23 protein-coding genes are annotated in these 23,517 nt (G+C 70.9%); 5 read left to right on the top strand and 18 right to left on the bottom strand.

All coding sequences use genetic code 11. The features are described 5' to 3' along the window. Nucleotides 1–101: 101 nt before the first annotated feature. From FRCN3DRAFT_RS0232210 to FRCN3DRAFT_RS0232175, 8 genes are all read right to left on the bottom strand, one after another. Nucleotides 102–1,316 carry a CaiB/BaiF CoA transferase family protein gene (locus FRCN3DRAFT_RS0232210; RefSeq protein WP_007508507.1) on the bottom strand — a complete coding sequence of 405 codons (1,215 nt, stop codon included), beginning with the start codon at nt 1,314–1,316 and terminating at the stop codon, nt 102–104. A 117-nt stretch (nt 1,317–1,433) separates the two neighbouring features. Beyond that, entirely contained in the window at nt 1,434–2,588 is a 1,155-nt protein-coding gene (locus tag FRCN3DRAFT_RS0232205; RefSeq protein WP_007508506.1) for an amidohydrolase family protein, read from the bottom strand. A gap of 106 nt (nt 2,589–2,694) precedes the next feature. Further along, the gene (locus tag FRCN3DRAFT_RS0232200; protein ID WP_007508504.1) at nt 2,695–3,855 is read right to left on the bottom strand and encodes a thiolase family protein; all 1,161 of its coding nucleotides are present in this window, start codon (nt 3,853–3,855) and stop codon (nt 2,695–2,697) included. Further along, entirely contained in the window at nt 3,842–4,450 is a 609-nt protein-coding gene (locus tag FRCN3DRAFT_RS56710; protein ID WP_007508503.1) for a Zn-ribbon domain-containing OB-fold protein, read from the bottom strand. Before FRCN3DRAFT_RS56710 ends, FRCN3DRAFT_RS0232200 begins: the two co-directional genes overlap by 14 nt. Further along, the gene (locus FRCN3DRAFT_RS0232190; protein ID WP_007508501.1) at nt 4,447–5,703 is read right to left on the bottom strand and encodes a cytochrome P450; all 1,257 of its coding nucleotides are present in this window, start codon (nt 5,701–5,703) and stop codon (nt 4,447–4,449) included. Before FRCN3DRAFT_RS0232190 ends, FRCN3DRAFT_RS56710 begins: the two co-directional genes overlap by 4 nt. A 38-nt stretch (nt 5,704–5,741) precedes the next feature. Beyond that, nucleotides 5,742–6,233, bottom strand: a complete 492-nt coding sequence (locus FRCN3DRAFT_RS0232185) for a nitroreductase family deazaflavin-dependent oxidoreductase (protein WP_007508498.1) — start codon at nt 6,231–6,233, stop codon at nt 5,742–5,744. Further along, entirely contained in the window at nt 6,230–6,502 is a 273-nt protein-coding gene (locus tag FRCN3DRAFT_RS0232180; protein ID WP_232794218.1) for a ferredoxin, read from the bottom strand. Before FRCN3DRAFT_RS0232180 ends, FRCN3DRAFT_RS0232185 begins: the two co-directional genes overlap by 4 nt. Then, entirely contained in the window at nt 6,492–7,979 is a 1,488-nt protein-coding gene (locus FRCN3DRAFT_RS0232175) for an aldehyde dehydrogenase family protein (RefSeq protein ID WP_007508494.1), read from the bottom strand. The genes FRCN3DRAFT_RS0232180 and FRCN3DRAFT_RS0232175 overlap by 11 nt, the downstream gene beginning before the upstream one ends. Before the next feature lie 254 nt (nt 7,980–8,233). On the opposite strand from FRCN3DRAFT_RS0232175, the gene FRCN3DRAFT_RS50035 reads away from it, so the two are divergent. After that, nucleotides 8,234–8,932, top strand: a complete 699-nt coding sequence (locus FRCN3DRAFT_RS50035) for a TetR/AcrR family transcriptional regulator (protein ID WP_007508492.1) — start codon at nt 8,234–8,236, stop codon at nt 8,930–8,932. 323 nt (nt 8,933–9,255) lie between these two features. Here the strand turns inward: FRCN3DRAFT_RS50035 and FRCN3DRAFT_RS0232165 are convergent, their stop codons facing one another. Next, the gene (locus tag FRCN3DRAFT_RS0232165; RefSeq protein WP_007508491.1) at nt 9,256–10,035 is read right to left on the bottom strand and encodes an SDR family NAD(P)-dependent oxidoreductase; all 780 of its coding nucleotides are present in this window, start codon (nt 10,033–10,035) and stop codon (nt 9,256–9,258) included. A gap of 143 nt (nt 10,036–10,178) precedes the next feature. On the opposite strand from FRCN3DRAFT_RS0232165, the gene FRCN3DRAFT_RS47235 reads away from it, so the two are divergent. From FRCN3DRAFT_RS47235 to FRCN3DRAFT_RS0232150, 3 genes are read left to right on the top strand one after another with little or no spacing between them, the layout of a single operon-like run. Next, nucleotides 10,179–11,804: an acyl-CoA carboxylase subunit beta gene (locus tag FRCN3DRAFT_RS47235; protein ID WP_007508489.1), complete on the top strand. Its 1,626-nt coding sequence runs from the start codon at nt 10,179–10,181 to the stop codon at nt 11,802–11,804. After that, the gene (locus FRCN3DRAFT_RS47230) at nt 11,801–12,871 is read left to right on the top strand and encodes an LLM class F420-dependent oxidoreductase (RefSeq protein ID WP_007508487.1); all 1,071 of its coding nucleotides are present in this window, start codon (nt 11,801–11,803) and stop codon (nt 12,869–12,871) included. The genes FRCN3DRAFT_RS47235 and FRCN3DRAFT_RS47230 overlap by 4 nt, the downstream gene beginning before the upstream one ends. Further along, complete coding sequence (locus FRCN3DRAFT_RS0232150; protein ID WP_007508485.1) at nt 12,868–13,770, top strand: enoyl-CoA hydratase-related protein; 903 nt, start codon at nt 12,868–12,870, stop codon at nt 13,768–13,770. The genes FRCN3DRAFT_RS47230 and FRCN3DRAFT_RS0232150 overlap by 4 nt, the downstream gene beginning before the upstream one ends. Nucleotides 13,771–13,847: 77 nt before the next feature. Here FRCN3DRAFT_RS0232150 and FRCN3DRAFT_RS0232145 read toward each other — a convergent pair whose 3' ends face one another. From FRCN3DRAFT_RS0232145 to FRCN3DRAFT_RS47225, 5 genes are all read right to left on the bottom strand, one after another. Further along, nucleotides 13,848–14,783 carry an arabinose dehydrogenase gene (locus tag FRCN3DRAFT_RS0232145; RefSeq protein WP_007508483.1) on the bottom strand — a complete coding sequence of 312 codons (936 nt, stop codon included), beginning with the start codon at nt 14,781–14,783 and terminating at the stop codon, nt 13,848–13,850. Nucleotides 14,784–14,830: 47 nt separating this feature from the next. Beyond that, nucleotides 14,831–16,135, bottom strand: a complete 1,305-nt coding sequence (locus FRCN3DRAFT_RS0232140) for an amidohydrolase family protein (RefSeq protein WP_007508481.1) — start codon at nt 16,133–16,135, stop codon at nt 14,831–14,833. 72 nt (nt 16,136–16,207) lie between these two features. Further along, entirely contained in the window at nt 16,208–16,561 is a 354-nt protein-coding gene (locus FRCN3DRAFT_RS0232135; protein ID WP_007508479.1) for a DUF4286 family protein, read from the bottom strand. A 103-nt stretch (nt 16,562–16,664) separates the two neighbouring features. Beyond that, entirely contained in the window at nt 16,665–17,426 is a 762-nt protein-coding gene (locus tag FRCN3DRAFT_RS0232130; protein WP_007508476.1) for an SDR family oxidoreductase, read from the bottom strand. Continuing rightward, nucleotides 17,411–18,694, bottom strand: a complete 1,284-nt coding sequence (locus FRCN3DRAFT_RS47225) for a cytochrome P450 (RefSeq protein WP_007508474.1) — start codon at nt 18,692–18,694, stop codon at nt 17,411–17,413. Before FRCN3DRAFT_RS47225 ends, FRCN3DRAFT_RS0232130 begins: the two co-directional genes overlap by 16 nt. A 904-nt stretch (nt 18,695–19,598) precedes the next feature. On the opposite strand from FRCN3DRAFT_RS47225, the gene FRCN3DRAFT_RS0232115 reads away from it, so the two are divergent. Beyond that, nucleotides 19,599–20,120 (top strand): MarR family winged helix-turn-helix transcriptional regulator, encoded by a 522-nt coding sequence (locus tag FRCN3DRAFT_RS0232115; protein ID WP_007508472.1) that lies wholly within the window; start codon nt 19,599–19,601, stop codon nt 20,118–20,120. Between the two features lie 74 nt (nt 20,121–20,194). Here FRCN3DRAFT_RS0232115 and FRCN3DRAFT_RS0232110 read toward each other — a convergent pair whose 3' ends face one another. The 4 genes from FRCN3DRAFT_RS0232110 to FRCN3DRAFT_RS0232095 form a co-directional block, all read right to left on the bottom strand. Next, nucleotides 20,195–20,968 carry an SDR family NAD(P)-dependent oxidoreductase gene (locus tag FRCN3DRAFT_RS0232110; RefSeq protein WP_007508470.1) on the bottom strand — a complete coding sequence of 258 codons (774 nt, stop codon included), beginning with the start codon at nt 20,966–20,968 and terminating at the stop codon, nt 20,195–20,197. 8 nt (nt 20,969–20,976) lie between these two features. Continuing rightward, nucleotides 20,977–21,774, bottom strand: coding sequence for an SDR family NAD(P)-dependent oxidoreductase (locus FRCN3DRAFT_RS0232105; RefSeq protein ID WP_007508468.1), 798 nt, complete (start codon nt 21,772–21,774; stop codon nt 20,977–20,979). Nucleotides 21,775–21,861: 87 nt separating this feature from the next. Beyond that, nucleotides 21,862–22,422 (bottom strand): nuclear transport factor 2 family protein, encoded by a 561-nt coding sequence (locus FRCN3DRAFT_RS47220; RefSeq protein WP_007508466.1) that lies wholly within the window; start codon nt 22,420–22,422, stop codon nt 21,862–21,864. A 5-nt stretch (nt 22,423–22,427) separates the two neighbouring features. Beyond that, nucleotides 22,428–23,357 carry a TIGR03619 family F420-dependent LLM class oxidoreductase gene (locus tag FRCN3DRAFT_RS0232095; protein WP_007508464.1) on the bottom strand — a complete coding sequence of 310 codons (930 nt, stop codon included), beginning with the start codon at nt 23,355–23,357 and terminating at the stop codon, nt 22,428–22,430. Nucleotides 23,358–23,517: the final 160 nt, after the last annotated feature.

Below are 23,517 nucleotides of genomic sequence, written 5' to 3'. Positions count from 1 at the left end.
CTGTCATGGTGACGGGCGGAATTAATGGAGCGGAACTACTGGAAAGGCGTACAGGAAAGGCGTACGGGAAAGGAATGCGGGAGTTGCTTCTGTTTCCGTTCTCACAGAACGGCGCCGGCCTCCTTGAAGCCCATGATCTCGTCCCAGGTGAAGCCGTGCTCCAACAGGACCTCGTCGGTGTGCTCGCCGTGCGCGGGGGCCGGTGCCAGGGCCGGTGGCACGTCGTCGAACTGTGCGGGACTGGCCACGAGCGGGTACTCCTGGGAACCCTTCCGCACGGTCGTCACGAAGTTGTTCGACCGGGCCTGAGGATCGTTCGCGGCCTCCTGGGCGGTCTGCACCAGCGACCATGGCGTCGCGAGCCGCCCGAGCAGCTCGGTCCAGTACGCCAGGTCGCGGTCCGCGAAGATCTCGTCGAGGACCCCGATGCAGGCCGCCGCGTTCTCGGCCCGGGCCGCCGCCGTCGCGAACCGCGGGTCGGCGAGCAGGTCCGCCCGCCCCGCGGCTTGGAAGAACTCCTCGACGTGCTTCTCCGTCTGGATACCGGACAGGTAGACGAGCCGGCCGTCGCGGGTCAGGTAGGCGGCGACGAAAGGGTTCGGCAGGTGGCGGTGCCGGTTGCGCGGAATCGCGTCCACGTCGTAGAGCTGGCTCGCGACCACGCCGGGCGAGAACATCCACATCCCCGACGACAGGAGCGAGACGTCGACCACCGCGCCGTGGCCGGTGCGCTCCCGGCGGAACAGCGCGGCCGCGATGCCGCCGGCGAGGAACGCGCCGGAGGCGAGGTCGCCGAGCGCCGGGCCCGGCTGCGGCACGAACTCCTCGCTGACCTGGCTCGCCGCGTGGGCCATGCCGGTGCGGGCCCAGAAGTCGGTGTGGTCGAAACCGCCGGCGTCGCATTCCGGCCCGCGCGGGCCGTGCCCGCTGGCCCTGGCGTAGACGAGATCCGGCTTGACGGCGGTGAGGTCGCCGACGTCGACCCGGAAACGGCGCCGCGCGCTGGGCAGCAGGTTGGTGATGAAGACGTCGGCCGAGCCGACCAGCGCGGCCATCACCCGCTGGCCCCCGTCGGTGCGCTGGTCGACGCCGACACACCGCTTTCCCCGATTGGTGATCTCCCACATGAACGCGACGCCGACCTCGCGGTCGGGCAGCCCGGCGACGGGATTTCCGTTCATCGGGTCCAGGGTTCCGGGCGGCACGACTTTGATCACGTCGGCGCCCCAGTCGGCGAGCACCGCGCCGGCCGACGGCGCGAAGGCGTACATCGACGCCTCCACGACGCGTACTCCGGCGAGCAGGTTGTACGGCATGCCACTCCCTAACGGGCGGGTATATGTTCAGGGCGCCAGACATGGGCCGGTGACTGGGCAACCGGTGGTCGGGCTTTTGCTACGGCGTATGGCGACAGCCGAGTAGTCGAATGCCCGTCAGGCGCGCAGCAGGGCGCGAAGATTTGTTTCGGCGATCTTTACGGCGTCGGCGGCCGGGACGTCGGCGAGCGTCTTCTCCAGGTAAGCGCGGTTGTTCGGCCACAGGCCGTCGCCGTGCGGGTAGTCGCCCTCGAAGAGCAGGTTGTCGACGGGTACGTCGCCGAGGCTGCGCAGCGCGAACCGTTCGTCGACGAGGCAGGCGTACATGTGCCGGGCGAAGACCTCGCGCGGCGGGCGAGATTCCTTCGCGCCGGCCTGGCCGATGGTGACGTCCGTACTGATCCGGTTGTCATGGAAGGCCTTCTCAGCGCGCTCCAGGATGTAGGGAATCCAGCCCGCGCCACCCTCGGAGAGCACCACCTTCAGCCGGGGGAAACGCTCCAGGATCCCGCTGAACAGCCAGTCGGCGCAGGTCATCATCGAGTTCACCCCGAGGAGCGCGACCAGCACCGGCGGCGGGGCGTCCGCCGACGTCGTCATCAGCCGCGACGAGCTGCCGATGTGCATGCACACCGGGATCTCCGCGTCGTTCATGACCGCCCACAGCGGGTCCCAGTGGTCGGTGTGCACCGACGGCAGGCCGAGCACGGTCGGGTTCTCGGAGAAGGCGATCGTCCGGGCGCCCTTCGCGAGCACCCGCTTCAGCTCGGCGACCGCCGCGTCGAGGTCGTGCAGGGGCAGGATCGCCGCGCCGAAGAGCCGGTCGCGGTCGGTCGCGCACCACTCGTCGAGCAGGTAGTCGTTGTAGGTGCGCAGGCAGGCGAGCGCGAGCTCGGGGTCGGACACGTTCAGGAAGAACCGGTGGCCGGCGAAGCGGGCGTAGTTGGGGAAGCACAGCTGGCCCCACACGCCGTCGATGTCCATGTCCTTCAGCCGCTCGTCGGGGTCGTAGCAGCCGGGCCGGATCTCGTCGTAACGGGCGGTGCCCGGCGCCGGCGGGTAGCCGGCCTCGGAGAAGCCGGGCAACGCCCGGCAGGAACCCATCGGGATGTAGGTGAGCTCACCCTCGTAGAGCCAGGCCTGGCGGCCGTCGACCTCGACGATGCGCGGGCAGGCGTCGCGGAACCGTGCGGGCACGCGCTCGACCCACAGGTGCGCCGGCTCGATCATGTGATCGTCAGCCGACATGATCTTCGTGGACTCGGGCAACATCAGCATTGCTCCTGTCGGGTGACGGCTCGGGCAAGGACTTGAGCGGCGGTTCGGGCGGCGGCGGTTCGGGCGGCGGTGGCTCGGATGGCGGTGGCTCGGATGGCGGTCATCGGGGCGCGCCGAGGAGCAGCGAGGAGGTGAACTGCTCGGCGCCGCTCGTCACGACGGCCACCTGGGGACCGGAGGCGAGCTGATGGGCGCCGGCCTCGCCGCGCAGCTGCAGGCACGCCTCGAGTAGGCCGCCGTACCCGTGCAGCCGGCCGCCGGAGAGCTGGCCGCCACCGGTGTTGGTCGGCAGCTCGCCGTCCGGGCCGATGCGTTCGCCTCCGTCGAGGTAGGCGGTGCCTTCGTAGCGACCGCAGAAGCCGAGCGCCTCCAGCCAGCGGATCGCATAGACCGTGAACCCGTCGTAGACCTGCGCGACGTCGACGTCCGCCGGCTTGAGGTCGGTACGCGCCCACATCATCGCCGCCGCCTCGTCGAAGCCGGACGCGCTGCCGAGCGCCTCGAACGCGACCGCGCGGGCGGGGTCGGCGGCCTGGGCGACGCTGGAGACGACGAAGGCCACCGAACCGTCCACCGGAACGTCGCAGTCATAGAGGCAGACCGGATCGGAGATCATCCGAGCGTTCAGGTACGTGTCGAGCGTGAGCGGCTCGCGGTAGACCGCGGACTCGTTGCGCGCCGCGTAGCGGCGAGCGGCGAGCGCCAGCTGGGCGAACTGCTCCCGCGTGGCGCCGGCCAGCTCCATGCGTCGCTGCATGTCCAGCGCGGCGTGGCTCGGGTAGCCGATCCCGAACGGGGTGGTCCACTGCGTCAGCTCGCGGCCGAAACGCACCGGCTGGCCGGATGTGCCGCCGCCGCTCAGCAGTGTCGCGGCGCGGTTGCCGAAGCCCTGCTGCGCGGTGGACTCCCACACCGTCCGGAAGCACAGGACATGGGTCGCGAAGCCGGTGGCGATGGCCAGGACCGCGTTGACCACCGACCCCAGCTGGCCGGCGAGCTCGCCGCCGCCGGTGTGCCAGCGCGTCTTCAGCCCCAGCATCGACCGGACGTCATCGACGCCGGCGCCGGTGATCCCCGGCGTCGACCAGAACGCCCCCGGATAGGTCGACACCCCGTCGATGTCGTCAGCCGTAAGCCCGGCATCGGCGATCGCGGCCAGGGCCGCGTCCGCGGTCAGCTCCCACGGATCGACCCCAAGCCGCCGCCCGATCCGCGACCGCCCCACCCCGCTGACGACCGCCCGACCCTCAGCCCGCTCCATCGCCGACCTCCGGCCGGCTGTGCCCATCGCCGGCCTCCGGCCGGCTGTGCCCATCGCCGGCCTCCGGCCGGCTGTGCCCATCGCCGGCCTCCGGCCGGCTGTGCCCATCGCCGGCCTCCGGCCGGCTGTGCCTATCGCCGGCCTCCGGCCGGAAGAGCGGTATGTACGCGTCGCCGACCTTGCTGAAGCAGACCCGTACTGGCAGGCCGACGCGCATCGACTCGGGCGGGCAGTCGAGGACGTTGGTGAGCAGCCGCAGGCCGGGCTGCTCGACGAGTTCGACGTCGGCGACCACGTACGGCGGCGGCATCGACGGCACCCAGCCGTAGCGGTTCACCGTCCACGACCACACCACGGCGCGGCCGGAGACCGGTGTGAACCCGACGTCGCGTCCCCGGCAGGCAGGGCAGGTCGGCCGCGGTGGGTGCAGGTAACGCCCGCAGTCGTGGCAGCGGGCGATCCGCAGCACGCCGTCCGCGCCGGAGGTCCAGAACGCGGCGGTCCGCTCGGTCAGCGGCGGCGCCACCCGCTCGAACGCCTCGACGACCAGCGTCGACCCGGGCGGCGCCTGCTCGTTCGACGTCTGCTCGGTCATCGGGTCTCCCACACCACCGGCACCGACGTCGGTCCCCGCTCGTACATCCCGACGATCTTCGGCGGCTCGGCGTCCTCGTCGAGGCGCAGGCCGGGCAGGCGGTCGAGCAGCGCGTCGATGGCGGTGTGGAGTTCCGCCCGGGCGACGTGCATGCCCAGGCAGATGTGCGGGCCGCCGCCGAAGCCGAGGTGGGCACCCGGCGGGCGGGACGGGTCGAACTCGTCCGGGCGCTCCCAGCGGGCCGGGTCGCGGTTCGCCGCCGCGAAGCACAGGTGCACCACCGAGCCGGCCGGGATCGCGACCCCACCGAGCTCCGTGTCCCGGAGGGCGTAGCGGGAGAACATCGGGTCGGTCGGCAGCCAGCGCAGGGACTCCTCGATCGCCGGGCGCAGCAGCGCCCGGTCCGCCCGGACGGCCTCCAGCGAGTGCGGGTGGGTCAGCAGCGCGAGCAGCGTGATGCCCATCTGCTTCCAGGTCGTGCCCGAGCCCGCGGCCAGCAGGAGGAGGGCGAAGCCCAGGATGTCGGTGTCGGACAGGGCCTGGCGGGTGCCGTCCTCGGTGAGCTCGGCCTGGACGAGCACGCTGATGATGTCGTCCTTCGGCTCGAGCCGCCGCGCCCTGATGATGGGCAGGAGGATCTCAGCGAGCACGGCCCGGTCGCGGCCGTCGGAGGTCGCCGCCTCGCGGATGCGCAGCGCGTCCTCGGCGCCCACGCCGAAGCTGCCGCAGATCGTCAGCAGGGGGATCGCGGCGCAGAACTCGACGTTGAGGTCCGCCCGCCCGTTGCTCTCGAACGTGTCGATGAGGGCGTCCACCGTTGCCCGGACCCAGCGCTCGGTCCACCAGGGGCCGCGCTTGGGCACGAACGACCCCTGGACGAGCGCCCGGTAGCGGCGGTGCCGGTCGCCGTCGAAATAGAGCATGACCGAGTCGGCCATGTCGAGCTCGGGGCCGGGGGCCGTCGGCCGGGAGACGAACGTGTCGCCGGCGCGCAGGACGTCCTGGCAGGTGGCGTAGTCGAAGACCGAGAAATGCGGTAGCTCCGGGAAGGGGAGCCCCTGGAAGAACCCCTCGCCGTGGTAGCCGACGAGCGGCCCGAGGACGCCGGGGTGAACGGGGCCCGTCTCCCGCAGCCGGTGAAAGTCCGGGTACGGGTCCTTCTCGAACGAGCCACCCCGGGACGCGTACACGTCGCTGCGCAGGTCGAACAGTTCGCGGATCCGCCGCGGGTCCAGCGTCACGATGTCGCTCATGTCAGGTCAGCCCTTGTCATGTCCGAGTCCCGGTTTCGTCACGCGCGTTCCAGGACCACGACGGGAATGCGCCGGGACGTGCGTCTCGCGTACTCGTCGTAGTTCGGCCAGTGCTCGGCCATGAGCTTCCAGAGCCGCTCGCGCTCCTCGCCCTCGGCGGTGCGCGCCCGTGCCTCGAACCGGTCCGCCAGCAGCTGCACCTCGACGCGCGGCTCGGCGACGATGTTGTGGTACCAGCCCGGGTGGACCGGCGCCCCGCCCTGGGAGGCGATGACGACGCAGGCGTCGCCGTCGTGGGCGTAGATGAGCGGTGTCACGCGGCGCTGGCCGCTTCGCCGGCCGACGGTCCACAGGACGAGACAGGTGACGCCGTTCCAGGTGTGGCCGACGGCGCCCCCGGTCTCCAGGTAACGCCGGACGTGCTCCTCGCCCAGCAGCGCCAGGTCGGGCGCCGTGTAGCCCGGCGAGCCCGTACCCGAGCCCGCACCCGCGCCTTCTTTCGTGACGTTGTCCGTGACGTTGTCCGTCATGGCGTTTCCCTTCGTCGCAGGGCCCCCGACGGGCAGGAGTCGACGGCGGCGTCGACGGCGGCGCCCGGGTCGCCTCCGGCCAGCACGACGACCTTCATCTCGTCGTCGAGATCGAACGTCGCCGGCGCGTGGAAGGCACACGATCCCGACCCCATGCACAGCTCGCGGTCCACCTGGACATCGAGCTCCACGTTCTCCATCTCGCCGCTCCCGTCCTTGTTCTCCGTCGCCGCTCCCGGTCCTCGGCGTGCCAGGTCCTCAGCGAGCACCGGAGACGACGACGTGCTTGATCTCCTGGTACTCCCGGAATCCCGCGACGCCACGTTCACGGCCGATGCCGCTCTGCTTCACTCCGCCCATCGGCGTGTACGCGTTCGCGGCGCCCCGGTTCACCTGCACCGTGCCGGACCGGATCCGCTCGGCGAGGCTCAGGCCCAGCCTCAGGTCGCCGGTGTAGACGCCGCCCGACAGGCCGTACTCCGAGTCGTTCGTGATGTCGACGGCGTGGTCGAGGTCGTCGTAGCCCTGAATGGTCACGACCGGGCCGAAGACCTCGCTCTGGGCGAGCGGGTTGCGGTTGTCGTCGACCAGCAGGACGGTCGGCGCGACGTAGTAGCCGACGTCGAGATGGGCCGGGCGCCCGCCACCGGCGACCAGCGTCCCCCCGGCGTCGACGCCGGCCGCGACCAGCCGCTCGATCCGCTCGCGCTGCGCCGCCGAGATGACCGGCCCGACGACCGTCTCCGGGTCGCGCGGGTGCCCGACGCGCAGCGACCGCGCCACGTCCCCCACCCGCAGGGCGGCGTCCGCCAGGCTCTCGCTGGGCACCAGCACCCGGGTCTGGAGCGCGCAGCCCTGGCCGGCCATCGACCCGAAGACGCCTGTGACCCCGCTCTCGAGCCTGCCCGGCCCGAGGGCGTCGGGCAGGTACAACTGCACCGACTTGCCGCCGAGCTCCAGCAGGAGCCGTTTCACCGTCGGCGCCGCCTGCGCGGCGATGCGCCGGCCGACGTCGGTCGACCCGGTGAACGAGACGCAGTCGACCCGCTGGTCCGTGGTGAGCAACTCCGCCCCGGCCGAACCGGCCTCGACGACGACGTTCAGCAGGCCGGGAGGCAGGCCCGCCTCCGCCGCGGCGGCGCCGAGCGCCAGCGCGGTGAGCGGCGTCAGCGGACTTGGCCGAAGGACGACCGAACAGCCGGCCGCCAGCGCGGAGAAGACCTTCCACACGCTCGTCTGCAGCGGGAAGTTGTACGGAGTGATCGCCGCGACCACGCCGCACGGCTCGTAGCGGCGGATGCTGAGCACCACGTCGCGGCCGGTCGGGTCGAGCGACTCGGTCAGCGGCAGCTCGTTGTGCTCCCACTCGGGCAACGTCGCGAACAGCTCCGGCAGCGCCCTGGCGTGCTCCAGTGCCATGTCGACCTGGGCCCACTGCGCGACGAGGCCCGTCGAGCCGGTCTCCCGGATCGCCGTCTCGATGAGCTCGGCGCGCCGCCCGGCCAGAACGTCGGCCATCCGCGCGAGCACGGCCGCCCGCTCGCCGGCGGGCTGGCGCCTCCACGCGCCTCGCTCGAACGCGCGCCGGGCCGCCTCGATCGCCGCGTCCACCTGTGCGAGCGACGCGGTGGGCACGGTGGTGAAGGTTTCCTCGGTCGCCGGGTCCTCGACGCCGAGCGGCTCGGCGGCCCCGTCGACGGGTAACCCGTCGATAAAGAGCTGCGTAAAACTGAGATGGTCGGCCACAGGTGGACTCCGGTCCCTGAGCATGAATCTGCCACGAGGAATCGCCGGCGCGCGCAATAGCCGCCACGGCGAATCAACGGCACGCCGCGCGCCTCGTTGGCGCGTGTTTCGAGACGTGTCGTAACGAGGCTTTCTGAGGACCCCGACGGGTCATCGTCGGCTCTAGTCGGGTGACTATAGCCATGTGACTAGAGCCACGCAAGAGGCTGCCGCGGGCGGCGCCGGGTGGGGGATGGGCGGCTTACGATCCACCCGTGGGAGTTGCCGGCAACACCTCAGAGCCCGCGGGCACGGCCGCGTCGGCTGCCTTGGCTGCCTCGGAGGCGTCCGAGGCGGGCGTCCCCGCGCGCCGGCCGCGCGGCCGCGCGGAGGTGCGGGAGGCGCTGCTCGAGGCGGCGCAGCGGCTGATCGCCGAGCAGGGACCAGCCAATGTGCGGCTGCGCGAGATCGCGGACGCGGCCGGGGTGAACTTCGGCCTCGTCTATCAGTACCTCGGTACCAGGGAGGATCTGCTGCGCGAGGTTTACCAGCGCGTCGCGGCGCGGTCGGCGGACCGTTTGGAACACGTGGAGGCGCTCGCCGACGTCATCGATATGTTCTTGACGACGTCGGACGGCAGCATCGGCCGCATCATGGGCTGGGCCGCGCTAGAAGGCGGCTATTCCTTCGATGTTTTCGGCCACTCGCCCGCGCAGGACCAGGTGGCCGGGATCATCTCCCGCGAGGCGCACCAGCACGACCGCGAGGTGCCGGAGGACGAGGCGCGGGTCTTCGCGGCCTTCCTGCAGGTGGTGGCTCTCGGCTGGCGGCTGTTCCGCCCGATCGGCCTCGCCACCGCCGGCGTCGACCCGGCCACCGTGGACGCCGACGCGATGGTGGCGAAATGGCTCCACCTGCTGTCCGACGCCTTCGTGCTCGACCAGCCGGCCGCCACCCCTGCCCCGCCCGTCTGACCGGCGTCCACCGAACGGCGAAACGTGACCATCGAGGCCTCGGCGTCAGCCAATGCCAGTTCCCATACACAACCAGCGATCATTGCCCCTCGGGGGGTGAAGCCCGCGCCATGATCGCTGTTTGGGTATGCGGGTTGGCGGGCCGTTGACCTTTTTGTCCGACTTATGCGAACCCGGATCGTGATCATGGGGTGGTCCATCTTCTGGGCGCGTTGAAGATCACCGAATGGGTATGTGGACCGGACCTTCGCGCTGGGTCGATGAAGATCGGCGAGAGAGCGGCTGCCTGCGCCGTCGTGCGCGGGGGACCTGGTGCGCCCGGTCTACTTGGGCTGAAGGCGGGCGCCGGCGTCGACGCGGATGACCTCGGCGTTCAGGTAGCTGTTGGTGAGCAGCTCGACGGCGAGGGAGGCGAACTCGTCGGCGGTGCCGAGGCGGTGCAGGAAGAGGACGTCGCGCTTCAGCTTGTCCTTGAACGCCTCGGACCCTGGACCTTCTCCGTAGATCGGGGTGTCGATGAGGCCGGGGGCGATGCAGTTCACCCGGACGCCGATGACGGAGAGGTCGCGGGCGACGGGCAGCGTCATGCCGACGACGCCACCCTTGGACGCGGAATAGGCGGCCTGGCCGATCTGACCGTCGAAGGCGGCGAGGGACGCGGTGTTGACGATCGCGCCACGTTCCCCGTCGGCGGAGAGCGGCTCGGTGGCCGACATGGCCGTCGCGACGATCCGGATGCAGTCGAACGTGCCGATCGTGTTGACCTCGATGACCTTGCGGAACGCGTCGAGGCTGTGTGCGGACTCGTAGGTGCCGTCCCGGCCGATGGTGCGCGCCGCCCAGCCGATGCCCGCGCAGTTCACCAGAGCGCGCACCGGGCCAAGCGTCCTGGCCAGCTCGGTCGCGGCGATGATGTCGGCGGTCGAGGTGACGTCGACGTGCGCGAACACGCCGCCGACCTCCTTGGCGACGGCCTCGCCCCTGGCGTCGTCCCGGTCGGCGACCACGACACGCGCCCCGCGCGCCGTGAGCAGCCGAGCGGTCGCCGCTCCCAGCCCGGACGCGCCGCCGGTGACCATCGCTACCGCGCCACTGATCTCCACGCCGCTCCTCGCTCCCGTGCTCCGGTCCTGGCCAGATTGCTGGAACTAAATTCTAGTGGTGGTGGCCTGGGAAGAAGCCGTTACGGTCCGGCAGGCCCGAGCTGCCCCTTGCGGGAGAGAAACCTGGTTCCTACTGTGGTCCGGTGCGCGCACCCGACGAAGCGCCCGACTCGACGTCCGAGCCAGCCCCCGGCCCGGCGCCCAACCTGGCGCCTGGTCCTGCCCCCGACCCAGCCCTCCACCCAGCCTCCGGCCCGGCCCCTGGCCTGTACGGCTGGGGTCCGGCGCTCGCCGAGATCGAGCGCCGTAAGGCCGTGGCGTTCGGGATGGGCGGCGAGGCCCGGCTCGTCCGGCAGGCCCAGCGTGGCCGGCTGAACGCCCGGCAACGGCTCGCCGCGCTGTTCGACCCGGGCACGTTCTACGAGATCGGCGCCCTGGTCGGCGCAACCATGGACCCGCCGGTCCCCGCCGACGCGTTCGTGGCCGGCGCCGGGCGGATCGACGGGCGTCCCGCCCTGGCCGGTGCCGAGGACGTCACCGTGCTCGGTGGCTCGATCGGCACCGGCGCGGCCGACAAGCGTTACCGGCTGGCCCAGCTTGCCCGTCAGGAGCAGGTGCCGCTGGTGATGATGCTGGAGGGCGCCGGCCACCGGGTGACCGAGGGCGCGACCGGCCGTCGGCCCGGCGACCTGGGTGGGCTGGTCGAGCTCTCCGGCCTGGTGCCGATGGTGTGCCTGGTGCTGGGCGCCTCGGCCGGCCACGGCGCGCTCACCGCGCCGCTGTGCGACTTCGTCGTCATGACCGCGACCGCGTCGATCTTCTCCGCCGGTCCGCCGCTCGTCCGCTCGGCCACCGGCGAGGTGATCACCAAGGAGGACCTCGGCGGTCCCGACGTCGCCGCCGCTACCAGCGGCGTCGTCCACAACGTCGTCGCGGATGACCGCGCCGCGATCGCGCTGGCCCGCCGCTACCTGTCCTACTTCCCACTGAACGTCGCCGAGCCGCCGCCGCGCCGCCCGGACGGTTCTGACACCGGACCGCGCTGCGTCGACGAGCTGCTTGAGCTGATCCCGCCCGATCCACGCCGTCCGTACCGGATCCGGCCGGTGCTCGAAGCGATCGTCGACGACGGCGAGCTGCTGGAGGTGCAGCCGGATTTCGGCTCATCCGTCGTCACGACGCTCGCCCGTCTCGGCGGCCACGCCGTCGCGATCGTCGCGAACGACCCGAGCGTGCTCGCCGGCGCGATCGACAGCGACGCGGCCGACAAGGTGGCGCATTTCCTCCAGGTGGCCGGCGTCTTCGGCCTGCCCTGCGTCTTCCTCGCTGACAATCCCGGGGTTCTCGCCGGCAGCGCGGCCGAGCGTGCCGGAATCCTGCGCCACGCGGCCCGGATGTACGCCGTGCAGCACCGTCTGACGGTGCCGAAGCTGCACGTGACGTTGCGCAAGGCGTTCGGCTTCGGCTCGTCGGTGATGGCGATGAACCCGTTCGACGGCCAGACGCTGACGCTCGCCTTCCCGTCCATCACGCTGGGCGCACTGCCCGCCGGCTCGACGGCAAGCAAGATCGAGGATCCCGAGGAGCGGGCCCGGGTCGCGGCCGAACAGGCCAGGGCATCCATTACCGGGGGCGCCCGGCTGGCGTACGACGACGTCATCGACCCGCGCGAGCTGCGCAACGCGCTGCTCGCCGGCCTCGCGCTGAGCGAGGGCCGGGAGTGGGCGGCCGCGAACCGCGCACCCCAGCCGGGAGGGATCCTGCCGTGACCGTGCTCAGGCTCGGCCTGCGCCTCAGTCTCTACCGGGCCGCCCGGCTCACGGTGCCCGTCGACGAGGTCCGGCACGCGGAACGCCTCGGCTACCACTCCGTCTGGACCGCCGAAGCGTACGGAAGCGACGCACTCACGCCGTTGGCCTTCCTCGCCGCCCACACCGAGCGGATCCGGCTCGGGACCGCCGTCGTTCAGCTCGCCGCCCGCCCGCCGGCCACCCTCGCCATGCAGGCGATGACGATCGACGCCCTCGCCGGCGGCAACCGGCTGGTCCTCGGGATCGGGCTTTCCGGGCCGCAGATCGTCGAGGGCTGGTATGGCCAGCCGTGGGGACGGCCAACCGCCCGGCTGCGCGACTACGTGACGATCGTGCGCAAGGTGCTGGCCCGCGACGAGCCGCTCCGTCACGACGGTGAGGAGATCCGGCTGCCCTATGCCGGCCCGGGCGCGCTCGGGCAGGGCAAGCCACTCAAATCGATCATGCATCCGGTGGCACCGATCCCGATCTGGCTTGGCGCCGGCGGCCCGCGCAACACCGCGCTCGCCGCCGAGCTGTGCGACGGCTGGCTGCCGATGGGCCTCGGCCCGGACGGTGTGCCCGGAGCCGTTCAGGAACGGGTCGCGGGCGGCGGGTTCGAGGTGTTCACCGGCGCGTCCGTGCGGATCACCGACGACGTGCGCGGTGCGCTCGACGCGATGCGCCCGCTGACCGCGATGTATGTCGGCGGGATGGGCAGCACGACGCACAACTACCACCGTGACGCGATGGCCCGCCGGGGTTTCCCCGAGGCTGCCGACCGGATCGGTGAGCTCTGGCGCGCAGGGCGCAAGGAGGAGGCGCTGGGGACCGTTCCGGACGAATACCTGGAACAGACCGCCCTGCTCGGCTCGCCGGCCCGGATCCGGGCGCGCTGGGCGGCCGACTACGCCGTGCCCGGCATCACCGGCGTCATCATCGACGCACACCAACCGGAGGCGTTGGAGCTGATGGCCGACCTCGCCGGCACGAGAGACCTGGTGAGCAGCGACCTGGTGGGCGACGCGGCGGAGAAAGCCCGGTGACCGCCGACTACGAGTTTCTGCTGGTCGACGCCCCGGCCGACGGCGTCCGCCGGATCACGCTGAACAGGCCGGAGAAACGCAACGCCATCTCGACCCCGTTGCGCACCGAGCTGCTCGACGCGCTGCGGGCGCACGACAACGACCCGGACGTGCGGGTCAGCATCGTCCGCGGCGCGGGGCCGTGTTTCTCCGCCGGCTACGACCTTGCGTCCCCGCTGATGGCCGACCCGCCGTTCTACTCGGCGCCGGGCGACGGCCAGTGGGCCCGGCAGGCGGGCGAGACCTGGTTCAGCCTCTGGGACCTGGCAAAGCCGGTGATCGCCCAGATCCACGGCTACGCGATCGCCGGCGCGACCGAGCTCGCCTCCGCCTGCGACCTGGTCTACGTGGCCGAGGACGCGCGCATCAGCTATCCGGTGGTCCGGGTGGCGAGCCCGCCGGACTGGCAGTACCACACGGTGCTGCTCGGCCTGCGCCGCGCGATGGAGCTGATGCTCACCGGCGACGCCGTCGACGGGGTCGAGGCCGCCCGCATCGGCTTCGCCAACCGCGCCTACCCGGCCGACCGACTGGAGGAAGAGGTGCTCGCGATCGCGGCGCGCGTCGCCGGCATCCCCAGCGAGCTGACCCAGATCAACAAGCGCTCCGTCCACCGTGCCTTTGACGTCTGGGGCGCCCGCGCCGCCATCCGCGCCGGCACCGAGCTCACCGCCCTGGCCGCCCACACCGAGGCCGCCACCCGTTTCCGCCGTGACGCCCTGGCCGCCGTGAAAGCCGCCGTGACCGGCGGCCCCGGCGGTTCCGGCGGTTCCGGCGGTTCCGCCCGAACCACCGACCCGGTGGGACCCGAAGTCTCCGAGGTTTCCGAGAAAGCGGAAGAGAAGCCAGACGGAGACTGACGAGGCCTCGGCCGCGTGGTCGCCGGCCGGCATTGTCCGAAGCCCCTTTCTCGGGGGGCGCCCGGATCGGCGTGTGCTCAGATGAGGGCGACGAGGCGGCCGGTGACCTTGTTGGCAGCCAGGTCAGCGAGGCCCCGGGGGATGTCGTCGAAAGTAATCTTGGTGACGGTGGGGTCGAGGTCTCCGGCGGCGACGAACGTGTAGAGCTCGGCGATGTCCTCCTTGGTGCCGCCGCGGGAGGCGAGCAGCTTGGACTTGCGGCCGACCATGTCTGCGAGCGGGATCATCGCTTCGCTGACGCCGAGGCCGACCTGGACCACGGTTCCGTCGAAGCCGACCGCGCGTAGCGCGCCGGCCGTCGTCGTGCCGAAGCCGGCGTAGTCGACGATGAGATCGAAGTTCTGGTTCTCCCACTCGGCGACGTCGGCGACGAGGTGCGTGACGCCGAGGCGCTCGGCGAGCGGCCAGACGTCCTTCTTCGGCTCCGCGACGTGCACGTCGATGCCCTTCAGAACGGCGACCCGGGCGGCGATCTGGCCGAGGCCACCGAGGCCGATCAGGCCGACCTTCATGCCAGCGGTCGCTCCGCCACGGCGCACGAGTGCGTGGTACGAGGTCATACCGGCGTCGGTCATCATGGCACCGAGGGCCCAGTCGACCTCGCGCGGGACCGTGACCAGGTCGTCCGCTGGCGACAGGTGCTTCGTGGCGAACCCCCCGTCATAGTGGAAGCCTGGGCAGCGCATGGTGTTCGACGGGCAGACGGCGGCCCGGTCGCCGATCTTCCAATCGGTGACGTCGGGCCCCACCGCGGAGACGACGCCGGCCAGCTCGTGGCCCATGATCGTCCCGAGCAGCCAGTCGGCGCCGCGGCTGTTGATCTCCATGACGTCGGAGTGGCACAGACCTGATCCCTTGACGTCGAGGACGACCTCCCCCGGGCCGGGTTCGGGATCCTCCTTCTCGACCAGCCGCAGTGGCGTACCGAACTCGACGAGTTGCCATCCCTTCACAGGGCCCCATCTCCTCTTTCGGCGGGTTCAGTTCGACGGGAAGCCCACTAGCGGTTGGTCGTCGTGCCGGCGACGGCGGCACGGGCGCGGATGCGGAACTGTTCGAGTTTTTCCTGGGGTTGGATGATCTGGTGGCTGCGGGATCGGATGCTGATGTCGTGGCCTTCGGCTGCCGCGCGCAGCGCGCCGACGGTGGCGTCTTCCTTCTTGATGTGGGTGAAGGGGTCGAAGGAGTACCAGCGCATTGCGTTCTGGTAGGTGATCTTGTTGATGTCGTCGTCGGGGACGTTCCATTTCTGGAAGTCGGCCCACAGGCCTTCGGGGGCGGTCGGCCAGGCGGAGTCGCTGTGGGGGTAGTCGCACTCCCAGGTGATGTTGTCGATCCCGATCTCGTGGCGTAGGCCGAGGCCGAGGGAGTCGGTGATGAAGCAGGTCAGGAAGTGGTCCCGGAAGACGTCGGAGGGCTTCTTGCCGCCGAAGTCCTGCATGGTCCAGGTCGCGTGGACGTCGAAGGTCTTGTCGGCGCGTTCGAGGAAGTAGGGGACCCAGCCGGTGCCGCCTTCGGACAGGGCGATCTTGAGGTCTGGGTAGTCCTTGAGGACGCGGGACCAGAGCAGGTCGGCAGCGGCGGAGACGATGTTCATCGGCTGCAGGGTGATCATGACATCGGGTGGCGAGTCGGCGGCGGGGACGGCGATCCGTCCGGAGGAGCCGATGTGGATCGACAGGACCGTGTTCGTGTCGACGAGTGCGGCCCACAGGGGGTTCCAGAATTCGTCGTGGAAGCTGGGCATGCCCATGACGGCGGGGTTTTCGCTGAATGTGAGGGAGTGGACGCCGCGGGCCGCGTTGCGGTGTACCTCGGCGGCGCACAGTTCGGCGTCCCAGATGGCGGGGATCGTCATCGGGATGAACCGGCCGGGATAGGTGGCGCACCAGTCCTCGACGTGCCAGTCGTTGTAGGCGCGAACGAGGGCGAGGGAGAAGTCGACGTCGTCGGTGACGAACAGCCGGCCGGCGAAGCCGGGGAATGAGGGGAAGTTCATCTGGGCGAGCAGCCCGCCGGCGTTCATGTCCTTGATCCGCTCGTGGATGTCGTAGCAGCCCGGGCGGATCTCGTCTAGGCCCTGCGGTTCCAGACCGTACTCCTCCTTGGGGCGGCCGGCGATCGCGTTCAGCGCGGAGTTCGGGATGACGGTGTCCCGGAACGTCCATACGTCGGTGCCGTCTTCGCGGTGCACAAGCCGGGGCGCGTCGTCGGCGTACCGTTTCGGGAGCCGGCCCACGAACATGTCGGGCGGCTCGATCACATGGTCGTCGACACTGATCAGGATCATGTCATCACGTTGCATGAAGGTCCTCCGTTCCCGGCCGCAGTACGCCAACCGTGTGAAAATCTGCCGCTCGTCGGAGCGCTGACACGCTCAGCGCCGCCTGTCCGGCTTGGTGTACTCGAGGGAAACTCGCATGAGCCGCATCTTGGGGGTCGGGTTCATCTGCAGCGTCTCGGACATCTTCAGCTCGCCGGCGGCGGACGCGGCCTTCACCCGGCCGAGGACATCTTCCGGGTCGCCCTCGATCACGTACTGCGCGATATACGGGCCGTCGTCGCCGACCGGCTCGAGTCGACGGCCTGAAAGGTATCCCTCGAAGGCCACCATCTCCGGGATGTGCACTTCGTCGTACCAGCGGTTGAACTCGGCCAGGGTTTCCGCGTCGCGGCTGACCGGGCTTGACTCGATGTGCAGGATCCAGCGCGGGAGGTCTTCGTTCGCCATGTTCCCCTCGTTTCTCGGCGTCTGTAGGCCCGTTTGTCGGGTGCCTGCCGGTTGTCGCCGACGGCCGCCCGACACCGATCAGGATGTCCAGCCGGTGGCCGCGTCAGGTGCGCGGGATCCAGCCGCCATCGATGTTCAGGGTGTGGCCGGTGACCCAGTCACTGCCGGGGCCGACCAGGTAGAGCAGTCCTGGTACCAGGTCCTCGGGGTCGCCGAACGGGAAAGGAATGGACTTCTCGACCATCGCCCGCAGCGCCGGCGGCGCCGCGACCGCGCCTGCCTCGGTGTTCACATAGCCCGGCGCGATCGCGTTTACCCGGATGCCGAACGGCGCAAGCTCACGGGCGAGCGAGAGCGTCATGCTGACGACGCCGAGCTTGGTGATGCCGTAGGCGTTCGCCGCCATGAAGGCGCCGCCGGACGACTGGTTGACGATCTTCCCGTATCCGCGATTCTTCATGTGGGGCACGACCGCGCGGGCACACAGCAGCGGGCCGGTGAGATTCACCGCGACGGTGCGGTTCCACATGTCGAGCGACATGGTGGTGAGCGTGCCCTGGCCGACGATCTCGGCCATGAGTGCGGCATTGTTCACGAGGATGTCGACCGAGCCGAAAGCGTCCATCGCGGCAGCTGCCATGGCGTTCGCGCTCGCCTCGTCGGAGACGTCGGTACGCACGGCGAGCGCGCGGTGGCCGGCGTTGGCGAGCTCCTTCGCGGCCGCCTCGGCGTGCTCCATATCGATGTCGGCAAGAACGACCGCGGCGCCGGCCTCCGCCAAACCCCTCGCGTAGGCCCCGCCGATCCCACCACCCGCGCCGGTGACGATCGCGACCTTTCCATCCAGCACTAATTCGCCGGACATGGATTTCCTCCTCGCGAGGTTTCCGCACCCAGCAGCATCGGGAACGAGTTCAGGGACCGGACGCCGGGGCTGAGGTCCAGCCTGGTCCCTGGCTTGATCTGGTAATGCGGAATCCGCGCGTGCCACTCGCGCAGGATGATGCGCAGCTCGAGACGGGCCAGGTGCGAGCCGAGGCAGCGGTGTACCCCGCCGCCGAACGCGATGTGGCGGTTGACCGCCCGGTCGAATCGGACCTCCCCCGCGTCGGGGAGCTCCTCCTCATCGAGGTTCGCGGCGCCGATGAAGACGTAGACCTGTTCGCCCTCGTGGACCGGGCAGCCCGCGAGCTCGGTGTCCGTGGTCGCGAACCGCGAGACCAGCATGACCGGCGACTCGTAGCGCAGCAGTTCCTCGATCACGTTGTCGATGTTGTCCGGGCTGGCGACGACCTCGGCGCGGCGCTCGGGGTGTTCGGCGAGGTAGGCCATGAACGTCTCCAGCGAGGCGGAGACGGTGTCCAGGCCCGCGGTCAGGAACAGGAAGCAGATGTCGAGCAACTCGTCGCGGGTCAGTCTCTCGCCGTCGACCTCGACGTCCAGCAGATGGCTGAGCAGGTCGTCCCTGCGCCCGCTCTCGCGCTCGTCGAGCACCTTGTCGTAGTAGGCGTAGATCTCCTGCGCCGTCGCGCGCTGGTGGGCCTTGACGTCCGGGTGGTTCGGCGGCAGGCCGAGGAGCACGGAGGGACGGACGATGCCGTCCTTGAGGCGCAGGAACGTGGGCAGGTCCTCGAGCGGCAGGCCCAGCAGGGTGAGGAAGATCTGGGAGGGCAGTGGGGTCGAGAACTGCCTCGCGAAGTCGATCTCGTCGGCGTCGATGAAGCCGTCGATGAGCTCGTGGACCAGCCGGGTCACCGGTTCCTTCCACCGCTCGACCGCCGCCGGCGAGAAGACCGGGTTGATGAGCTTGCGGTATTTGCGGTGCTCCGGCGGGTCGTACTCGATCGGGATGAGCGGGCGCACGTTGCCGAGCGTTCCGGCGTGCGCCGCCGAGGAGTAGACGTCCGGGTACTTGAAGATCTCGTCGATGGCGGCTCGGCCCGTGGCGACGACCGCGGGACCTGACAGGCCGTCCATTCGCTGGACTCGCCCGCTGTCCCTCAACGCGCTGAAGACCGGCCGCGGGTCGCGCGCCACGTCGATGGTCATCAGCTGCGCGACGCCGCGGTAGGGGCCGCCCGCCCCCTGGGCGTCGCCGGCAGCCGCGCCGCTGTGACCTGGCTCCTGCGCCATTCTCCGCTCCTTGCCTCGCCAGGCCGTTGTCACGGAAACCTCCACCGGCACGGCTGGGGTTACCGACGACGCCCAGCGGCCTGTGCCGACGTCGACATTGCTTCTGCTGCCGGGAGCGAGCCGGCGTCATGCCCTGCGGGCCGAGCTACCCCGCAGCATGATCTGTGCCACCTCGGACCCGGAAGGGAACAATATAGTTGACCCAGTCAGCTGTCTACGTTTGCTCTTGCGCCACCGCGGGACGAGGCGCGACCGGCCGGTCTGACTGACCTGGCACGGACCGATGGCGCCTGCGCCCGCCCCACCACACCGCTGGTGCGCCGAGGCCGGACCGGTCTGTTCGGGACCGTTGGTCGGTCTCTGGTCAGCCCGTGAGCCGGTGATATTGCCGAAGATGGTCCCACCGGACCCATGCCGGGCTTCTTCCACCGGGAGGCCCGGAGCGCCTTGTCGTGCTGTCCGGGTTGCCGCGGGCCGGCCCCGAGGCGATCGGATCTTCGGAGCGCTCTGTCGCGCCTGGCGGAAGCGATTCGAAAATCAGTTGACTCGGTCGGGTCGGGTAGAGCCGGAGGCTGGGACAACCAGAGAGCGTGAGCGTGCTGTCGTCGCAGGGTCCGAAGGAGGTCGAGAAATCGTGGTGGCCGGTCATCCGGGCGAGGTCGGCGTGGACGAGCACGGCCGCGCCGCGGCCGGGCGTGAGCAGCGAGATCGTGCTGGCCACGTCGGCGGGGAGCGGCGCGGCCACCGGCAGAGGGATGGCATCGCGCCCGCTCGCCCGGTGCGGCACGGGTCCCCAGTCATCGCAACGAGTCCAACGCCTGGTTTGTGTATCGCGCATATAATGTGTATCGCGCACATGGCGAGTAGGCTGGATTTCGGCGCGCACGCGAGGGGAGGGGCCGCGATGGAGCCCGAGACGACGGCGGACGCGGACGGCCTGGCCGAAGTCGCCGACATCGAGCGCGAGCTGATGTTGATCAGCCGGTACATGGTCATGACCGCCACCGCCCGGGCGGAGGCGGCCAAGGCCCAGCAGCGGCTGGAACGTAGCGCCTACCTGTTGCTCAGCCGGATCGAGGCAGAGGGTCCGATGTCCATCGGTCAGCTCTCCGAGGCCTTCGGGCTGGACACCTCGACGATCAACCGGCAGACGGCGGCGATGCTGCGCACCGGTCTGGTCGAGCGCATCCCGGACCCGGAAGGCGGCCTGGCCCGCAAGCTGCGCGTCACCGACCATGGCCTCGCCAGGCTGCACGCCGACCGTGCCTGGGCGGTGGGCGGCATCGCCAAGATGGTCGGCGACTGGGACCCGGCGGACCTGGCGACTCTCGCCCAGCTGCTCGCCCGCTTCAACCTCGCGATGGAGCGTGGCCAGGGTCGCCCCTGGCCGCGCCAGGACCGTTCGGAGCTCCACGCGGCCCATTGAGCAGGCCGACCGATCAGGCCCACTATCAAGAGCTCACCGATCAGGCCCGCTGATCAGCGGGGCGACGACGAGGCTCAGCGGGCGACGACAAGGCCGCCGTCCACGTGCAGCACCTGGCCGGTGAGGAAGCTGCCGGCGTCGGCGGCCAGCAGGAGGGCCGGGCCCACCATCTCGTCGGGGTGGGCGAGCCGGGCCTGATGGCTGGCCTTGGCCATCCGGTCCTGGGAGTCGGGGGTGGTGGCGCGCACCATGTCGGTGTCGACCGCGCCGGGAGAGAGCGCGTTCACCCGGATGCCGTGCGGCGCGTACTCGGCGGCCATCGAGCGGGTGAACGCGACGAGCGCCGCCTTGGCGGCGGCGTACATCGACACCGCGGGGGAGTGCAGGAAGGCGCCGGCCGAGACGACGTTGACGACCGAGGCGGCCGGGCTCGCGGCCAGGTGCGGCAGCGCCTCCTGGACGAGGAACACCGGCCCACGCAGGTTGACGTCGAACGACTTGCCCCAGGCCCCGGGGGTCATCGCGCCGAGCGGCTGGGCGAGGCCGGTGGCGGCGTCGTTGACGACGATGTCGATGCGGCCGAAGGTCGCGGCGGCCTGCTCGACCAGTGTGCGCAGGGCGGCCAGGTCGCCGACGTGCGTGGGGACGCCGAGGGCCTGTCCACCCATCGCCTTCAGGTGTGCCTCGGTCTCGGCGCAGGCGTCGGCCTTGCGGCTGGCGACGACGACGGCCGCGCCGGCGGCGACGAAGCCCTCCGCGATCGCGCGGCCGATGCCGCGGGTGCCGCCGGTGACGATGGCGACCCGGCCGGTCAGGTCGAACAGGGTCCGTAACTTTTCAACGTCCATGTCGTAGGTCAGCCCTTGGGGATTGGAGTGAGCAGGGACAGCACGTCGGGGAAGCTGCGCAGGGTATGGCCGCCGTCGACGCTGATCTGCTGGCCGGTGACCCAGCTCGACTCGGGACCGGCGAGGAAGCGGACCGCGGCGGCGGTGTCGTCGGCCTCGCCGTGCCGGTCGATCGGCTGGGCGGCCAGGAAGGCGGCGCGTACCGCTTCGTTGCCAAGCATGCCGGTGGTGCTGCCGGTCCTGGTCAGGCCGGGGCGCACGGCGTTGACCCGGATGCCGCGCTCGCCGAGCTCGTCGGCGGCCACCCGGACCAGGTGGTCGACGGCCGCCTTGCCCGCGGCGTAGCTCGCCAGGAAGCGGGTGGAGAACACGGCGGCGGTCGACGAGATCGCCACGATCGAGCCGCCGCCGGTCATCGCCGCCGCGCCGTACCTGATGAGCAGGAAGACCGGCCGGACGTTCAGGTCGACCTCCTGGCTGAACTGGTCGGGCTCGTAGGTCAGCACCGGCTGGAACGAGCCACCGCCGGGAACGGTCACCCCGATGTCGAGGCGCTCGCCGTCGCCCGCGATCTCGACGGCATGCTCGACGTCCGCGGGGACGAGCGTGTCGCACCGCGCCGTGCGCACGGCGAGGCCTTCCTCCTCCCTCAGCCGCGCCGCCGCGGCGTCGAGCTTGTCCTGGGTGCGCCCGGCAATGGTCACCAGCGCGCCGTCGCGGCCCAACAGCCGCGCGCTCGCGTAGCCGATCCCGCTGCCGCCGCCCACGACCAGGGCACGCAGCCCGTCGAGCCGACCCTGCGCCATCGCGCGTTCCTCCTCGAGATCGTAGGGCGACCGGTAGGACCTGGGCGCCGGCGGCACGGGCTGGCTTCGGGAACGGGCCCGCGCTGGTCAGGGGCGGTGCAGGGCGCTGGCGGTGACCGGCCCGACCTGTTGCCACCGCGCGTTCACCGTCCGCCGAGCGAAGCGCCAGACGCCGTCGCCGCCCCGGGTGTAGGCGTCCGCGTAGCGGATCACCATCCGCAGATCGGCGGGCTCGCCGTCCGCGCCGAGATGCAGGTGATGCGCCTCGCAGTAGGTCTCGCCGACCGCGCTGTCCCCGTCCACCTGACAACGGTGGTTGCCGACGAGGTGGATCGTCTCCGGGTAGCGCGCGCGCAACGCCCGCGGGATCACGGCCATCGCGGCCGCGCCGGTGACCGTGGTCGCGGGCTCGTCCAGGTTCGCGTAACACACCTGGAGCACCGCGTCGTCGGCGAACAGCGCGACGAACAGCTCCTCGTCCCTGGCGTCGACCGCCGCGGCGTAGCTGTCGACCAGGTCGCGCAGGGCGAGCCGGTCCGCCGGCTCACCGGCCGACCGGCCGGCGGCGAGCAGCCCGGCCGGGCGCGTCCGTTGCGCCGCGTTCCGCGCCCGTTCCGCCGCGTTCAGCTCCGCCGCGTTCAGTTCCATCGCCTTCAGCTCCACAGCTTCTCCCAGCGCCGGCCGAGGTCGCCGATCCAGGCGGCCACCTCGGCGCCGTCGCGGACGAACGCCGCGGCCGGCACCGAGACCTCGGTGACGCCGATCTCCGCCATCGCCGCCGCTCCGGCGAGTGTCCGGTCGAGGTCGACCGCGCGGCCCTCGCCGCGGACCAGCGGCAGGGTGTGGCGCACCCGCGGGACGGCGTCGCCGCGGCCGGCGGCGGCCCAGGCCGCGCGGATCTTCTCGACCCCGGCCGCCACGCCCTCGTGCGACTCGCCCATGATCGGAATCCAGCCATCGCCCAGCTCGGTGATCCGGCGCAGGTTGCGCCTGGTCAGCGGGCCGCTGAACAGGACCGCCGGCCCGTTCGGCTGGAAGGGCTTCGGGTCGCACCAGATCTTCTCGAAGCCGATCGTCGGCAGGTCCACCGCGGTGGCGCCGCCGGGAGCCCACAGCGCCCGGCAGGCGGCGATCGTGTCGTCGAGGATCTGGGCCCTGTTGTCGAAGTCGAGGTCGAGGGTCTCGTACTCCTCGGGCTGCCAGCCGGTGCCGACGCCGATCTCCAGGCGGCCCCGGGACAGCGCGTCCAACGTCGCGCAGGTCTTGGCGAGCAGCGGCGCGCGGCGCAGCCCCGCGATCAGGATCCCGGTCGACAGCCGCACCCGGGACGTCGCTCCGGCGACGACCGACAGCAGCGTGAGCGGTTCCAACCAGGGTGAGCCGTGCGGGAAGTTGAACGTCCCGAACGGGTACCGGTCGGTTCGCTCGCCCATGATCACATGGTCGCTCTGCACGACGGTGTCGACGCCGGCCTCGTCGGCGGCGCGACACAAGTCAATGATCTTGTATTGTTCGTCGGTCCGGAACATCGACTCCCCGACGGGCAGGCCGATCGCCAGCCGAGGACGCGAGGTCGTCGTCACCCGGGCCTCCTTCGTTTCTCGCCGTCATGGTTGCGCGGCCGTCATGATCAGGTCAAGATCATGTATATTGTCTACAAAAAACATACGCCGAGTCGGGTGCGGTGCGCTCGTCATCGCCTCGTCGGCGTCGCGTCCCGTGGCGGGACAGGGCGGGACAGGT

This window comes from Pseudofrankia saprophytica, assembly GCF_000235425.2.
GTDB lineage: Bacteria > Actinomycetota > Actinomycetes > Frankiales > Frankiaceae > Pseudofrankia > Pseudofrankia saprophytica.
The sequence above is the reverse complement of the archived record's forward strand: the minus strand, read 5'-3'. Positions and strand labels throughout refer to the sequence as shown.

Excerpts from the sequence above, each read along its gene's own strand:
- FRCN3DRAFT_RS0232105 (WP_007508468.1), bottom strand. The coding sequence starts at position 21,774 with ATGGCGCAGGGTCGGCTCGACGGGCTGCGTGCCCTGGTCGTGGGCGGC.
- FRCN3DRAFT_RS0232210 (WP_007508507.1), bottom strand. The coding sequence starts at position 1,316 with ATGCCGTACAACCTGCTCGCCGGAGTACGCGTCGTGGAGGCGTCGATG.
- FRCN3DRAFT_RS0232115 (WP_007508472.1), top strand. The coding sequence starts at position 19,599 with ATGGAGCCCGAGACGACGGCGGACGCGGACGGCCTGGCCGAAGTCGCC.
- FRCN3DRAFT_RS47225 (WP_007508474.1), bottom strand. The coding sequence starts at position 18,694 with ATGGCGCAGGAGCCAGGTCACAGCGGCGCGGCTGCCGGCGACGCCCAG.
- FRCN3DRAFT_RS0232190 (WP_007508501.1), bottom strand. The coding sequence starts at position 5,703 with ATGAGCGACATCGTGACGCTGGACCCGCGGCGGATCCGCGAACTGTTC.
- FRCN3DRAFT_RS0232185 (WP_007508498.1), bottom strand. The coding sequence starts at position 6,233 with ATGACGGACAACGTCACGGACAACGTCACGAAAGAAGGCGCGGGTGCG.
- FRCN3DRAFT_RS0232140 (WP_007508481.1), bottom strand. The coding sequence starts at position 16,135 with ATGCAACGTGATGACATGATCCTGATCAGTGTCGACGACCATGTGATC.
- FRCN3DRAFT_RS47220 (WP_007508466.1), bottom strand. The coding sequence starts at position 22,422 with ATGGAACTGAACGCGGCGGAGCTGAACGCGGCGGAACGGGCGCGGAAC.
- FRCN3DRAFT_RS56710 (WP_007508503.1), bottom strand. The coding sequence starts at position 4,450 with ATGACCGAGCAGACGTCGAACGAGCAGGCGCCGCCCGGGTCGACGCTG.
- FRCN3DRAFT_RS0232110 (WP_007508470.1), bottom strand. The coding sequence starts at position 20,968 with ATGGACGTTGAAAAGTTACGGACCCTGTTCGACCTGACCGGCCGGGTC.
- FRCN3DRAFT_RS0232135 (WP_007508479.1), bottom strand. The coding sequence starts at position 16,561 with ATGGCGAACGAAGACCTCCCGCGCTGGATCCTGCACATCGAGTCAAGC.
- FRCN3DRAFT_RS0232205 (WP_007508506.1), bottom strand. The coding sequence starts at position 2,588 with ATGTTGCCCGAGTCCACGAAGATCATGTCGGCTGACGATCACATGATC.
- FRCN3DRAFT_RS0232200 (WP_007508504.1), bottom strand. The coding sequence starts at position 3,855 with ATGGAGCGGGCTGAGGGTCGGGCGGTCGTCAGCGGGGTGGGGCGGTCG.
- FRCN3DRAFT_RS0232130 (WP_007508476.1), bottom strand. The coding sequence starts at position 17,426 with ATGTCCGGCGAATTAGTGCTGGATGGAAAGGTCGCGATCGTCACCGGC.